Source organism: Variovorax sp. 05N34 (assembly GCF_056397405.1).
On sequence record NZ_JBFTNI010000004.1, the window covers coordinates 362096 to 376105 of the forward strand.

13 protein-coding genes are annotated in these 14010 nt (G+C 65.9%); 3 read left to right on the forward strand and 10 right to left on the reverse strand.

The features are described from left to right. Positions 1–44: 44 nt before the first annotated feature. Positions 45–1709, forward strand: a complete 1665-nt coding sequence (locus tag AC1DMA_RS13620) for an alpha-amylase family protein (protein WP_478123646.1) — start codon at positions 45–47, stop codon at positions 1707–1709. Positions 1710–1752: 43 nt separating this feature from the next. On the opposite strand, the gene map is transcribed toward AC1DMA_RS13620, so the two are convergent. Together map and AC1DMA_RS13630 are read right to left on the reverse strand one after the other, a co-directional pair. Beyond that, positions 1753–2544 (reverse strand): type I methionyl aminopeptidase, encoded by a 792-nt coding sequence (gene map / locus AC1DMA_RS13625; protein ID WP_478144515.1) that lies wholly within the window; start codon positions 2542–2544, stop codon positions 1753–1755. Beyond that, a complete protein-coding gene (locus tag AC1DMA_RS13630; protein ID WP_478123644.1) occupies positions 2544–2798 on the reverse strand; it encodes a ParD-like family protein in 255 nt (84 codons plus the stop codon). Before AC1DMA_RS13630 ends, map begins: the two co-directional genes overlap by 1 nt. Before the next feature lie 431 nt (positions 2799–3229). On the opposite strand from AC1DMA_RS13630, the gene AC1DMA_RS13635 reads away from it, so the two are divergent. Together AC1DMA_RS13635 and AC1DMA_RS13640 are read left to right on the forward strand one after the other, a co-directional pair. After that, positions 3230–4087 (forward strand): helix-turn-helix transcriptional regulator, encoded by an 858-nt coding sequence (locus AC1DMA_RS13635; protein ID WP_478144516.1) that lies wholly within the window; start codon positions 3230–3232, stop codon positions 4085–4087. Positions 4088–4219: 132 nt separating this feature from the next. Continuing rightward, on the forward strand, positions 4220–5254 hold the full coding sequence (locus tag AC1DMA_RS13640) for an MBL fold metallo-hydrolase (protein ID WP_478144517.1): 1035 nt from the start codon (positions 4220–4222) through the stop codon (positions 5252–5254). A gap of 66 nt (positions 5255–5320) precedes the next feature. Here the strand turns inward: AC1DMA_RS13640 and AC1DMA_RS13645 are convergent, their stop codons facing one another. The 8 genes from AC1DMA_RS13645 to AC1DMA_RS13680 all read right to left on the reverse strand — a co-directional run bounded on the left by AC1DMA_RS13645 (position 5321) and on the right by AC1DMA_RS13680 (position 13987). Next, entirely contained in the window at positions 5321–6292 is a 972-nt protein-coding gene (locus tag AC1DMA_RS13645; RefSeq protein ID WP_478144518.1) for a Bug family tripartite tricarboxylate transporter substrate binding protein, read from the reverse strand. Between the two features lie 37 nt (positions 6293–6329). Continuing rightward, positions 6330–7757, reverse strand: coding sequence for an MmgE/PrpD family protein (locus tag AC1DMA_RS13650; protein ID WP_478144519.1), 1428 nt, complete (start codon positions 7755–7757; stop codon positions 6330–6332). 27 nt (positions 7758–7784) lie between these two features. Then, positions 7785–8732 (reverse strand): Bug family tripartite tricarboxylate transporter substrate binding protein, encoded by a 948-nt coding sequence (locus AC1DMA_RS13655; RefSeq protein ID WP_478123638.1) that lies wholly within the window; start codon positions 8730–8732, stop codon positions 7785–7787. A gap of 74 nt (positions 8733–8806) precedes the next feature. Beyond that, the gene (locus tag AC1DMA_RS13660) at positions 8807–10003 is read right to left on the reverse strand and encodes a PrpF domain-containing protein (protein ID WP_478144520.1); all 1197 of its coding nucleotides are present in this window, start codon (positions 10001–10003) and stop codon (positions 8807–8809) included. Between the two features lie 13 nt (positions 10004–10016). Then, positions 10017–11012, reverse strand: a complete 996-nt coding sequence (locus AC1DMA_RS13665) for a Bug family tripartite tricarboxylate transporter substrate binding protein (protein WP_478123636.1) — start codon at positions 11010–11012, stop codon at positions 10017–10019. 64 nt (positions 11013–11076) lie between these two features. Next, positions 11077–11700 carry a 3-isopropylmalate dehydratase small subunit gene (gene leuD, locus AC1DMA_RS13670; protein ID WP_478123982.1) on the reverse strand — a complete coding sequence of 208 codons (624 nt, stop codon included), beginning with the start codon at positions 11698–11700 and terminating at the stop codon, positions 11077–11079. Positions 11701–11702: 2 nt separating this feature from the next. Next, positions 11703–13112 carry a 3-isopropylmalate dehydratase large subunit gene (leuC, locus tag AC1DMA_RS13675; RefSeq protein WP_478144521.1) on the reverse strand — a complete coding sequence of 470 codons (1410 nt, stop codon included), beginning with the start codon at positions 13110–13112 and terminating at the stop codon, positions 11703–11705. Beyond that, entirely contained in the window at positions 13109–13987 is an 879-nt protein-coding gene (locus tag AC1DMA_RS13680) for an isocitrate lyase/PEP mutase family protein (protein ID WP_478144522.1), read from the reverse strand. The genes leuC and AC1DMA_RS13680 overlap by 4 nt, the downstream gene beginning before the upstream one ends. Positions 13988–14010: the final 23 nt, after the last annotated feature.

Genomic DNA, 14010 nt, shown 5'->3' on the forward strand with positions numbered 1-14010 from the left:
AACGTTGAGCGCGTCCAACATTTTGTACAAGAAAGCGCCCCAGCATGATCAAAGACCTTTGGTACAAGAACGCCGTCGTTTACTGCCTTGCAGTGGAAACTTTCATGGATTCCAACGGCGACGGCTGCGGTGATTTCGAAGGGCTGACACGAAGGCTCGATTACCTGCACGGGCTCGGCATCACCACCTTGTGGCTGATGCCGTTTCAGACCTCGCCCGGCCGTGATGATGGCTACGACGTCTCGGACTACTACAGCATCGATCCGCGATACGGCACGCTCGGCGACTTCGTCGAGTTCACGCACGCGGCCGAGGAGCGTGGCATGCGGGTGCTGATCGATCTGGTCGTCAATCACACGTCCGATCAACATCCGTGGTTCAAGGCGGCGAGGTCCGACCCCGACTCACCTTATCGCGACTGGTACGTCTGGGCCGACAAGAAGCCGGCCAACGCGGACGAGGGCATGGTCTTTCCGGGCGTGCAGAAGTCCACCTGGAGCTTCGACAAGGTGGCCAGGCGCTGGTACTTTCATCGCTTCTACGACTTTCAGCCGGACCTGAACACCAGCCACCCGCAGGTGCAAGCCGAGATACTGAAGATCATGGGCTTCTGGACGCAGCTCGGCGTCTCGGGATTCCGCATGGACGCCGTGCCATTCGTGATCTCCACCAAGGGGGCCGACGTCGCCAGGCCGAGGCTGCAATACGACATGCTGCGCGAGTTTCGGGAGCTCCTGCAATGGCGCCAGGGCCAGGCCATCATCCTCGGCGAAGCCAATGTGATGCCTCGCACGAACATGCATTACTTCGGCCATGCGGGCGAGCGCATTCACATGATGTTCAACTTTCATTTGAACCAGCATCTGTTCTATGCGCTCGCAAGTGGGGACAGTCGCACATTGGCCAAGGCGCTGGAAGACACCCGCTCGCGGCCTTCGACGTCGCAATGGGGCGTGTTCCTGCGAAACCACGATGAGCTCGACCTGGGCCGGCTGACACCAGCACAACGAGCCGAGGTCTTCGCCGAGTTCGCTCCGGACAAGGACATGCAACTCTATAACCGGGGCATCCGCCGCCGGCTTGCTCCGATGCTCGCGAGCGACCGGCGGCGCCTCGAACTTGCCTACAGCTTGCTGCTGACCTTGCCTGGGACGCCGGTGCTGCGTTACGGCGATGAAATCGGCATGGGCGACGATCTTTCGCTGCCAGAGCGCAACTGCACTCGCACACCGATGCAATGGTCAACCGAGCCGCACGCCGGTTTCACCGTCGCCAAAAAGCCCGTGCGGCCCGTCATTTCCGGCGGGGCCTATGGGTTCGAGCATGTCAACGTCGCCGCGCAGCGCAGGGATCCGGATTCGCTGCTCAACTGGACGGAACGCACGCTGCGCATGCGCCAGGAGATTCCCGAAGTCGGCTGGGGCGATTTCAAGGTGCTGCCGCAAGCGCAGCCGTGCGTGTTCGTGGTGCGCTATGAATGGCGCAACAACACGGTGGTGTTCGTGCACAACCTGGTGGCGGATCCTCAGGAACTCGAACTCGTTGCCAGCGCGATGGGTGAAGGCGGCGAGCAGTTGACGAACGTGCTGTCGGAAGACCACAGCGTGGCCGGTGCCGACGGGCGGCATTGCTTCTTGCTGGAGCCGTATGGGTATCGGTGGTTCCGGGTGGGGGGGCTTGACTATTTGCTGAAGCGCAGTCGCGCTTGAGAGATTGCCGGGCGTGCACGTCGTGTGCAGTACGGAGTTGACGTCAAACCGGCGCGTAGGCCCCTGTGCCTCCTGGCCAACGCGTAAGCACTTCATACCCTTCGGGGGTCACAGCCACCATGTGTTCCCACTGGGCGGACAGAGACCTGTCCTTTGTCACGACTGTCCACCCGTCGGCCAGTTGCCTGGTTTCGCGCTTGCCTGCATTGAGCATCGGCTCGATGGTGAAAACCATTCCCGGTTCCAGCTTGAGTCCTTCCCCGCGCTGTCCGTAGTGCAGCACGTCTGGTTTCTCGTGGTAGACCTGCCCGATGCCGTGCCCACAGTATTCGCGCACCACGCTGAAGTGTTCCCGGTGAGCGACTGACTGGATGGCGTGGCCAATATCGCCGAGAGTCGCTCCAGGCTTGACCTGCCGGATTCCCGCCAACATGGCTTCGTAGGTCGTCTCCACCAAGCGCCGAGCCAGCACACTGGGGGCTCCGACGAAGTACATGCGACTGGTGTCGCCGAACCAGCCATCCTTGATGACGGCGACATCGATGTTGACGATGTCGCCCTTCTTCAGAATTTTGTCGGGGGAGGGGATGCCGTGACAAACAACCTGGTTGACGGACGTGAGGATGGTCTTCGGATACCCGAGATACCCCACATTGGCCGGAATGGCACCTTGGACATTCACGATATGGTGGTGGCACATTCGGTCGAGCGCCTCCGTGCTCACCCCGGGCACCACATAGGGCTCGATCATGCTGAGAACCTCTGCGGCAAGCCCGCCGGCCCGCCGCGCCATCGCTATGTCCTCGGCGGATTTGATTGAAGGGCCGCGCGCCACTAGCGTTTTCCGGTGGAGGAAGCGCGAGGCTTGCCAAGTTGCGCTGTGACAGCCCCGGCGATGTCCAGCCCGCCCGCAAGTTCAGCGCGGATCAGGAGCTGGCAGATTTCTCGGTGATCCAACTCCGGATGCATCTCGGTCAGCATGCCGACTCGCATCCAGTGCTCTGCCTGTGCATTGATGGACCTGCTCAGGGCGTTTCCTGCCACTCGCAGGTTCTCATGCATCAGGTCCGAAATCTTGACGATACCCATCAGTGTCTCTCTTATACGAAATGTGCGCGAAGTATATATGTTCCGTATCACCCTGTGCCGTGTAGATCCCGCGTCTGCAAGAACACTACTGCCGGTGCCAAAGGAGGGTTTCGCTTGAAGTCCGCCCCCACCACCGGCGAGCATCGAATGCATCGCTGGTATGCCAGTCGCAAGCGCTGACGAACAGAGGGCCGCGACCCTCTCTTTCAAGCCTCACTCGTTGTGGCGTTGAATTCGTCCGGCATCTATCTGGGCATGTCGATCGGTACGATGATCGGCAGTCAAGCCATCGGGCAAGGTGCGGCCGTGCTCTTGTGGCACGGCGCCGGCCTTGCCGGCCTCTCGCTTCTCTATCTCCTGATGACAGTCTCGCGAGCCCAGGTGGTAGTCAAATACTGGAAGGAGCGTAGCCAACGATGGAAGAGAGCCTCATGAACGACATTGACGACATTGCCTTGGCTCCCGCGCCTGTGCCCGCGCCAATCCTGGAGCGGCTGATGGCGCTCACCATGGACGAAGTGCTGTCCAAGGAATATGCCTGCATCTGCGCGACGCGCGAGCACGGCGTGCGTTCGGCCGACATCGACCAGCCGACTTTCGGTGTGGTGCTGCGCGGGCGCAAACGCCTTCGAGGCGAGGGGAGCGAGGTCTCGCTCGTCGCGGGGGACATGTTCGTGATCACGCGACCCTGCCAGCTCGATGCCTTCAACTGGCCCGACGAAGCCGGCCTGTACCTCACCATCACCATGCCGATCTGTGACGAGGTGATAGCCGCGGCGCGCATGCTGTGGGCCCAGCCGGTGGCGAAGGGCGGCCCACCTGTAGTGGGGCTGCCAGCGCAGCGCATGGGCACGCAACTGGCCGCCTGGGGCGATTCGTTGCGTTCAGGCGCTTATGGGCCCGCACGTGCAGCCTTGGCCGACATGGCCGTGCAACTGTGCGAGATGGGGCACACAGCGATGTTGGCTCCGCCACCGCCCACCCTGGCTGCACAGATCCGCTCGCTGGTGGCCGCGCACCCGGAACGTGCCTGGCGCTCGCGCGACTTCGAGGATGAGCGGGGCCTGAGCGGTGCCACGCTGCGCCGCCGGCTGGCTCTCGAGGGGCGCTCGCTGCTGGACGTGATCACCGATGCGCGACTGGCCTGCGCGATGCAACTTCTCTACACCACGCGCTGGCCGGTGAAGACGGTGGCGGCACGGGTCGGCTACCAGTCTGCACCCACCTTCGCGCGGCGCTTTGCCCAGCGCTACGGCCTCGAACCGGCGCAGATCGGCAACGGTAGCTGAGAACTCCGATGCAGCGAGCGGATCGCGCAGTGAATTGAGCGATTCGCGCAGGCACATGGGAAGAAGATGAAAGGGCACTGCGGCCACTCAAGGCCGCAGGGGCAACAAGTTCATCAACCAGAAGAAGTCTCCATGCCTGCAATCACCTTGATCCATTCCCGTCCCGGCGTCGTCCTTCGCCGCCTCGCGCTGCTCGCAACTGCGCTTGTCATCGGTACCGGTCACGCAATGGCACAACAACCGCAACCAACGAAATCACCTGCCTTGCAGCAGGTGCCGGGCTACTACCACCAGGCCATCGGCTCTCTGCGCGTCACGGCTCTCTTCGATGGGGTGGTGCAGCTGCCGCGCGCGCAGATCGCCGGCCTCACACTTGCTCATGTCGACGCGCTGCTGAGCCGGCGTTACGTGCCCGAGAACAAGGCAGGCCTGCAGACGGCCATCAACGCCTACCTGGTGCAGCTTCAGGGCCGCCTCGTGATGATCGACGCCGGCACGGCCGACTGCTTCGGGGCCGGCTTGGGGCACGTGGCGGAGAACCTCAGGGCCGCCGGCTTCCAACCTGAACGAGTCGACGACGTGCTGCTGACGCACGCCCATCCCGATCATCTGTGCGGCGTGCTCACCACCGACGGCAAGCAGGCCTTCCCCAACGCCACAGTGTGGGTGGATCGCACTGAGGCTGAGTACTGGCAGAGCCCCGAGGCCGAGTCCCGCACGCCCAAGGACTTGCGCTTCGTCGTCGGCCAGGCGCGCCGCGCGCTCGATGCCTACGCATCAACGGGTCGCCTCAAGACCTTCACGCCGGGCGACGGCAGCCTGCCCGCGGGCATCGACGCCGTGGCAACGCGTGGCCATACGCCAGGTCACACTTCGTACCTCGTCTCCGGCGGCGTCAACCCGCAGGACAAGCTGCTCGTGTGGGGCGATCTGGTGCACTACCACGTCGTGCAGTTCGCGCGGCCCACGGCCAGCTATGAAGTCGACGTGGATCGTGCCGAGGCCATCCAGGCACGCCGCGCCATGCTGCAGCGCTCGGCGGCGGGCGGGTGGTGGGTGGCCGGTGCGCACCTTCCTTTCCCGGGGCTGGGCCATGTGAGGCCCGAGGGCAAGGTTTATACGTGGGTGCCAGCAGAGTATTCGCCGCTGCCGGCATCCGCGCCTTGATGGAGGCGAATTCAAGGAGCAGGAAGACCCGCGGGCAGGCTGCTTCGTCGCACCTGGCGCTTTCGATCATTCCGCGACCATGTCGAGGTCCTTCGCCATCTTGCCCAAGCGAGCGGTCTCGCCGTCTACGAAGGCGGTGAACTGAGCGCGGTTGCCGAGCATCGGCTCCGAGTTGCGGGCGGCCATGTTGGCGCGCTCGGAGGGCGAATTGATGAACGATTGCGCCGCGGCATTGATTTTGTCGAGCACCGCGGGCGGCGTGCCCTTGGGCGCGAACAACCCCAGCCAATGGATCATGCGGATCGAGGGAAAGCCGGCCTCGGCCGTGGTCGGGACATCTGGCAGTTGTGGCATTCGCTTGTCCGAGGCGACGGCCAGCATGCGCACCTTGCCGGCCTTGCCGAGGTTCGCGAGCGTCACACTGGGCACATCGGAAATCAGCTGCACCTGGTGCGAGCTGAGCGCCAGGCTGGTTTCGCCGCTGCCCTTGTACTGGACGAAGGTGAACGGCACGCCGAGCGCCGCCTTGATCATTTCGCCCGAGAAGTGTCCCGTGCTGCCGATGCCCGTGGTGCCGAAGAAGATGCCGTTGCGATCCGCCTTGGCGCGGGCCTGCAACTCCGCCAGAGTGCTCACGTTGATGGCGGGATCGGCCACGATCAGCGAGGGCGAGAAGGACACGCCGGTCACTGGCGCGAGGTCACGGGCTGCATAGGGCAGCTTGCGGTGGATCAGTGGGTTGATCAACGTGCCGTTGGCACCTGCCAGCAGTGTGTAGCCGTCCGCGGGCGACTTGGCGACGATGTCGGCGCCGATCACGCCCCCGGCGCCTGGCTTGTTGTCCACCACCACAGGCTGGCCCAGGGCTTTCGAGAGGCCATCGGCGATAGCGCGTGCGCTTTCGTCCCCTGCGCCGCCTGCCGCATAGGGCGCCACGATGCGGATCGGCTTGGTCGGCCAATCGCCCTGCGCCAGGGCAGGGGTACCCAGCGCCAGACCGGCGAGGGCCGCGATGCTCCATTGTTGGAAGGCTTGCATGTCTCGTCTCCTGATTTCGCTTTTGAATGAAGGGCGCTCAGTCGAACGCGGGGCGAACCACCGGCGCAAGCAGCGCCATCAACTCGCGCACGTCGGGCAAGTCTTCCACGCCAAGCGCCATCTCCTCGATGGCGCGCTGGCGAGGCGCATCGATCAGCCCGTCTGTGAGGCTGCGGAACTTGGCGGCCACGCCGGCGGTGTCCTGCGGCTTCTCGATCACGCGCGAGCTGGCACGCTCGGCCACGATGCGCTGCCCGTCGGTGAAGGTCACGGCGACGCGGGTCTGGCCGCGCTTGAGCATCCCGCCGGCATCGAAAGCTGGGTCGTGCCTCACCTCGACCCTGGGCAGCAGGGCCCAGACGTCATCAGCGTCGATGCGTGCGGGCGAGAACTGCCGCACCATCGCGGCGCCGTCGATGGCCGCCACCGCAAGGGCATAGCCGATGTTCATCTGCGCGCCGATGGGCGTGAGCGGCCGCTCGGGGACCCACCAGCCATGGTGGTACACGGCGTGCGACACATCGCATTCGATCCTGGCGATTTCATCGGGCCTGAGCGGGCGCTGCGCCGACACGTCGAAGAGCGCGTCCAGCGGCGAATGGATGCCGCCCATGGCCGCGTAGGGCTTGATGACAATGCGCTCCACCTCCCAGCGCTGGCCAAGGCCGCTGGTGATCTGCGAAGCGTCGGGCTCATGCCCTTCACCGAACGTGGAAAGAAAGCCGCCGTAGGGCCGCTCGAACACGCGCTTGATGCCTGTGTAGCCGCCCTCGGCCAGTACCGCGGCGTACAGACCGTTGCGGGCCGCGAAGCCGTGGTGCATGCGTTTGGACATGGCCTCGTACTGCGCCGCCATCAGGCCGGCCGACTGCGTGCCGGCCAGGCCCAGCGCATCTTCGAAGCGGGCACGGTCCAGGCCCATGAGCTTGCCCACTGCCGCGGCCGCCGCATGCGTGCCGAACACCGACCCCGAGTGCCAGCCGCGCGACAGCATCTGCGCACCATGCAGCGCCATGCCCACGCGCGGGCCCACCTCATAGCCTGCCAGCGCGGCTTCGATGAACTGCCGCCCGTTCACCTTCCTGCCTTCGCCCTCGGCCGCCGCCCACAAGGCGGGCAGCACGATGGACGCACTGTGCAGCGGACCCAGCGGGTGATAGTCGTCCAGCTCAAAGCCCTGGATGAAGGTGCCGTTGAGCAGCGCAGCGGCGGGCGCGCTGGTGGTCATGCCCCATCCGACGATGCTGCGCTCGCCCGCGCCCTCGAAGCGCCGCACGATCTCCACCGCGGTGCGGGACCAGGGCAGTTGCGCGCCGACGATGGCGCAGCCGATGCCATCCAGGGTCAGCGCCCTGGCACGCTCGCGGGCCGATGCCGGCGCCTGATCGAGGGAGAAGCCGGCGAGCCAGTCGCACAGCTGGCCGGTAGGACCGCCGGGGTCCGTGGGCAGCGCTGGGTGTGTCATTTGCAGTGAACCTTTCTCGTCGCTTTCTCAGTCGATCTGAACGCCGGCGTCGTTGACCGCCTGACCCCACTTGCGGATCTCGCTTTGCAGGAAGCGCCCGAATTCCGCCGGCGTGGTGACGGCGAGCTCACTGCCGGTGGCGCGAATGGATTCCTGGATTTCGGGGCTGGCTGAGGCCCGCTGGATGGCGTCGTGCAGCGCGTTCACCGTGGCTGGCGGCGTGCCGGCCGGCGCCAGGAAGCCGACCCAGGAACTGATGTCGAAGCCCTTCAGACCCTGCTCGTCGACGGTGGCCACCTCCGGCAGCTGCGGGTTGCGCTTCGGACTGGAGATGGCGAGCGGCTTGAGCCTGCCGGCCTTGACCTGCGGCAGGGTTGCAGCGAGAGCGTCGAACATGATCGGTACCTGGCCGCCGATCACGTCATTGATAGCAGCCGGCGAGCCCTTGTATGGGATGTGATTGAGCTGCAGGCCGGCCTGGCGTTCCAGCACCACCATCGCCAGATGGGCCGTGATGCCGTTGCCGCCGGAAGCGAAGTCCACTTTGCCTGGACGTGCCTTGGCGTAGTCGATCAGCTCCTTCAGGTTGTTGGGGCCGAAGGACGGCGAGGCCACCAGCAGCAGCGCGCCGGTGCTGACCTGGGCGATCGGCGCGAAGTCCTTCAGCGTGTCGTAGGGCAGCTTCTTGTAAAGCGTGGGGTTGATGGTCATCTGGCCCAGGGTGCCCAGGAGAATCGTGGTGCCGTCGGGCGCGCTCTTCTTCACTTCCTGTGCGCCCAGGCTGCCGTTGGCCCCCGGCCGGTTGTCGACGATGACCGGCTGGCCGATCTCTCTGCTGAGAGCCGCGGCGAAGTTGCGCGCGACGATGTCGACCGTCTGGCCGGCGGGATAGCCGACGACGATGCGCATCGGCTTGGCGGGCAAGGCGTTCTGCGCGAAGGCAAAGGTGGGGGCGGCCAGCGCCAGGCCGGCCAAGGCTGCGCAGGCGCGGCGGCGCGTAGAGGTTGCGGGCATGTCTGTCTCCGTCGTTCTTGAAATCGTCTGAGCGTTCAGGCCGAGTCGCGCGGCACGTACACGGTGCCATCCATCAGGCGGCGTGCGGTGCGCTGCAGGCCCAGTGCATCGAAGCGTGTGGAAGCGGCTGTGTCGCCGGAGCGCGCAACCACCTTCACCGTCATGACGCCCAGGGGATGACCGATGCGCAGCGTGTCAGTGCCGGCACGCGCGCCCACGGCAATGTTCACCAGCGTGCCGGGCACGCGCGAGGCCGCGGCGGTGCACATCGATCCGGTGCCGGCCATGCTGTCGTGGCACTTGCCGAGGAAGACGAGCCGCGCGCGCAGGTCGCAGTCGCCGGCCTTCACGCTTTGGTGGTTCGTATCGATGTAGTCGGCTGGCGGCGCCACCATCACGGCCAACGGCAGCCCGGGCAGGTGCACGTCCTTCCAGTGCTTGTAGAGGCCAATGCGCTCACCTGCCTTGGACTGGATCTCGCCGATGGTCTCGATCAAGGCGCGGTCGGCGCTGATGGCTGGCGGCAGCTCGCTGCCGGTCAAGCCCAAGGCGCCGGCGGCAATGAACACGCAAGGCGTGGCGGCATCGACGATCGAGACCTCGATGCGACGCCCGTCTTCGAGCTCGATCTTGTCCACCGGTTGGCCGGTTGGGAGCAGCCTTCCGGTCTTGGCGCCCAGCGTGTCGGTGTAGTCCATCAGGATTTCGGCACCGGTGCCCGGAACGCCGGCGATGGCGCAGTCGCCTTTGATCCGCGCCTTCCCGTTCTTCACCTGCACCTTCGACACCAGCAGAGTGCCGGTGTTGGTGTTGTGGATGCGCACGGTGGTCACCGGCTCGACCGCCGTGACCAGGCCCTCGTCGATGGCAAAGGGCGCGACCGCCGAGGAGATGTTGCCGCAGTTGGCGTCATACCCGATGCGGTCACGCTCCACATCGGCTTGCGCGAAGGTGTAGTCCACATCCGCATCGCCGCGTTCGGACTTCTTGATGAGCGCGATCTTCGAAGTGACGAGGCGCGAGCCGCCCATGCCATCGATCTGCAGCACGTCGGGCGTGCCCATCGCGCGCTTGAGCACGCGGTCGCGCGCCGGACCGGGCGGAGGTACATCGGCTTCGTGGAAGAAGAGGGCCTTGCTGGTGCCGCCGCGCATCAGCACGCAGCGGATGCCGACCTGTTCGCTTTCGTCGTCGCCCTGCTGCTGGTAGGCGGCGGTGGGTGCCAGTGTCATCGTTCGCCTCCCTTCATTCGAGTGGGTAGAGCTTCACAAGCGCATCCATGCGCTCGCTGTCTTCGCGGATCTGCGCGGCGAACTCGGCAGGCGTGTTCACCAGCGGTTCGGCGCCTGCGGCGGCAATGGTCTTCTGGACCTCGGGGTCCTTCACCGCTTCGCGCATCGCACTGACAATGCCTTGCGTCACATGGGCCGGCGTGCCCTGGGGCGCAAACAGGCCATACCAGGTGACCGACTGGAATTGGGGGTAGCCGGCCTCCGCGGTGGTGGGCACATCGGGCAGTGCGGCTGCGCGCTTCTTGCCTTGCGTGGCGAAGATCCTGAGCGTGCCGGCTTTGTAGTGCGGCAGCGCGGCGGTGATGCCCGTGAAGGCCATGTTCACGTTGTTGGCGATCATGTCCGTCACGATCGCGCCTGTGCCCTTGTAGTTGACGACGATGAGATTCGGAATGCCAGTCTCTGCCGCCAACTGCTTGGCTGACACACGCGCCAGGTTTTCGCCGCTGGCCAGCGAGCAGGGCGTGCTCGCGGTCTTGCAGTAGCTGATGAATTCGCCGAGCGTCTTCGCCGGCAGCTTGGCGCTGGCCACGATGGCAGCGGGCGAGATCGAAACAGCCGTGACCGGTGTCAGGCGCGCGAGCGGATCCACGCCCTTCAGGCCGGGCACATGCTTGGTGACCACGATGGAAGGCACCTGCAGCAGAAGCGTGTAGCCGTCCGGCCTGGCCTCCATCACCCTGCGCGTGCCGATCAGGCCGTCGGCGCCGGCCATGTTCTCCACCACCACCGGCTGACCCCACAGTTCGCCCAGGCGGCGCGCCACGGCCCGCGCAGTGGCGTCGGTGCCGCCGCCAGGCGTATAGGGCACCACGAGTGAAACCGCATGCTCGGGCTTCCATGCGGCCTGCGCGTGGGCCAAGGGGCTGGCAAGCATCGCCGCTACGGCGAGTGCCGCTATTGCGATGGACGTCGGTGGATGTGTTCGTGCCTTGCTTCCTGCTTTCATTCGTGTGTCTCCATGTCTTGTGTTTTCTTTGTTCCCGAGGCCTTGGCTCAAGGTGCTACCGGTGCTATCGGCCCGGCGCTGATAGCGGCCAAGCCCAGGGCCTGCGCTGCCGGTCGGCTGACTGCCAGGCGCGGATCAAAGCGTCGTCCTTGAGCGTGAGACCGATGTCGTCCAGGCCAAGCAGCAGGGCTTCGCGCCGCAGCGGATCGACGGTGAAGGTCTGCGTCCCGACGGCCTCGTGCCTGAGCGTGCAGCCCTGCAGGTCCACGGTGAGCGACGAGCCGTCCGCGCACGCTGCGGCGAGCGCGTCGATCTCCGAGGCCGGCAGGCGAAGCGCGAGCACCCCGTTCTGATAGCAGTTGTTGAAGAAGATGTCGCCGAAGCTGGGCGCGATCACGCAGCGGATGCCCATCCCCATCAGCGCCCACACCGCGCCTTCGCGCGACGAACCGCAGCCGAAGTTCTCTCCGGCCAGCAGGATGGGCGCGCCGCGGAAGGGGGAGCGGTTGAGCACGAAGCCGGGGTCTTCGCTGCCGTCCTCCAGGTAGCGCAGCGCCTCCAGTGCATAGGGACCGAGCTGGTCGCGCGTGAGCGTGGTCAGACGCTCGATGCGGACGATCACGTCGGTATCGACATTGGCGCGCGGCAGGTGCGCAGCGGCGCCGTTGATGCGGACAAAGGGTTGCATGCTCATGCAGCCTCCAACGATCCGACGTCGCAGATGGCGCCCGCGATCGCGGCTGCGGCGGCCATCGCCGGGCTGGCGAGGTGGGTACGCGCACCGGGCCCCTGGCGGCCGACGAAGTTGCGATTGGAGGTGGAGACCGAGCGCTGCTGAGGCGGCACCTGCTCGCCATTGGCCGCGACGCACATGCTGCAGCCGGGTTCGCGCCAGGAGAAGCCGGCGGCCTCGAACACTTCGCGCAGGCCTTCGGCCTCCGCTTCACGCTTCACGTTCTCGGAGCCGGGCACGATCCACGCATTCACACCCGGTGCAATCCTGCGTCCACGCACCACCTCGGCGGCAGCGCGCAGGTCCGACAGACGCGCGTTGGCGCAGGAGCCGATGAAGACCCAGTCCACGGGCGTGCCGGCGATCTTCTGTCCCGGCGCAAGTCCCATGTAGTCCAGCGCGGCGCGGATGTTGTCGCGCTGCGCATCGCTGCCGGCGGTCTGCGGGTCGGGCACGCATCCGTCGACGGCGATGGCGTGTTCAGGACTCGTGCCCCATGTGATGGTGGGACGTACCGCGTCCGCGTCGATCACTACCTCGCGGTCGAAGCGTGCGTCCTGGTCGCTGTGCAGCTCGCGCCACTGCGCGACGGCCGCGTCGAAATCGGCGCCTTGCGGTGCGAATGGGCGGCCGCGCAGATAGTCGAAGGTGCGCTCGTCAGGCGCCACCAGCCCGAAGCGCGCACCGAGTTCCACCGACAGGTTGCACAGGGTCAGCCGCGCCTCCACTTCCATCGCCTCGATCGCCGGACCGGCGAACTCGATGGCGTGGGCCACGCCCGCAGCTGCGCCGAGCCTGCCGATGATGTGCAGCCCGAGATCCTTGGCACTGACGAGTGCGCGCAATCGACCTTCGACGTGCACGCGCATCTGCCGAGGCTTCTGCTGGCGCAGCGTCTGGGTTGCCAGCGCGTGCGTGCTTTCGGAAGAACCCACGCCGAAGGCCATCGCGCCCAGGCCGCCATTGGTGCATGTATGGCTGTCGCCGCAGATCACGGTGAGGCCGGGCAGCACGATGCCCAGTTCCGGTCCCATGACATGCACGATCCCTTGGCCGCGCTCGCCCAGATCGAACATGCGCACCTGCATCTTGTGGCTGAGCTGCTTGAGCGCGCCATACAGCCGCCCGCCCAGCGGAAATGTGGTCGCAACCCGGCCGGGCTGGCTGGAGACGGCATGGTCCGGCGTGGCAAAGATCAACTCGGGGTTGTGCAGGGCCAGCCCGCGCGCAGCGACCTCGCCCAACGCGGGCGGTCCGGACAGGTCATGCAGCAGATGGCGGTCGATGTGCAGCAGGGTCCAGCCGTCGCCCAGGTCGCGCACCACATGCGCGTCCCAGAGTTTGTCGAACAGGGTGCGCGCGGTCATTTCTGCTGCTCCATGGTGGCGCCGGCGTTGAAGCGGGTTCGCAGCGCGTCCCACTCGTCGGCGCCGAACCGGCGGAAGGTCTGGGCCACGCTCTGCGTTACAGCAGGCGCCTGATGGGTACGCTTGAGTTCGGCCAGCGCTGCGTCACCGGCCTCGATGGCCGCCTTGAGCATTAGTCCCGGAAGGATCGCGAGCTTGTAGCCCATCTCTTGCGCTTGCCGCAGGTCGAAGATGGGCGTGCGGCCGCCGGGCACCACGTTGAGCAGGCAAGGGCCTTTCACCTGCCTCGGCACCGCGGCGACTTCCTCGATCGTCTGCGTGGCTTCGACGAAGGCCATGTCGGCGCCTGCGTCGAGCGCCGCATTGGCGCGCCACACCGCTTCGTCCAGCGACAACACGGCCCGTGCATCGGTGCGGGCAATGACGACGAAATCCTTGGTGTGTCGTGCCTCCACCGCGGCGCGGATCTTGGAGATGAAGTCTGCGCGCGAGACCACCTCCTTGCCGGCGAGATGGCCACAACGCTTGGGCGAGACTTGGTCCTCGATGTGGATGCCAGCTACACCCCGCGACTCGTATTCGCGCACCGTGCGCGTGACGTTCAGCTCGTTGCCATAGCCAGTGTCGGCATCGGCGATGAGCGGCACCGCGATGGAGCGCGCGATGGTGGCGGCATTGCCGACCATCTCGCTCATGTCCAGCAGGCCGAAGTCGGGAAAGCCGCGCGCTGCGGAAGTGCCGGCTCCGGTCATGTAGACAGCCTGGAACCCTGCCTGCTCGATCAGGCGCGCCCCGATGCCGTCGTAGGCACCAGGGGCAATCACCATGCCGGGGGCGGCCAGCAGTCGTCGAAGAAGCGAGGCGGGATGGCTCATGGGTTGTCTCGTGTCGTCCTAGT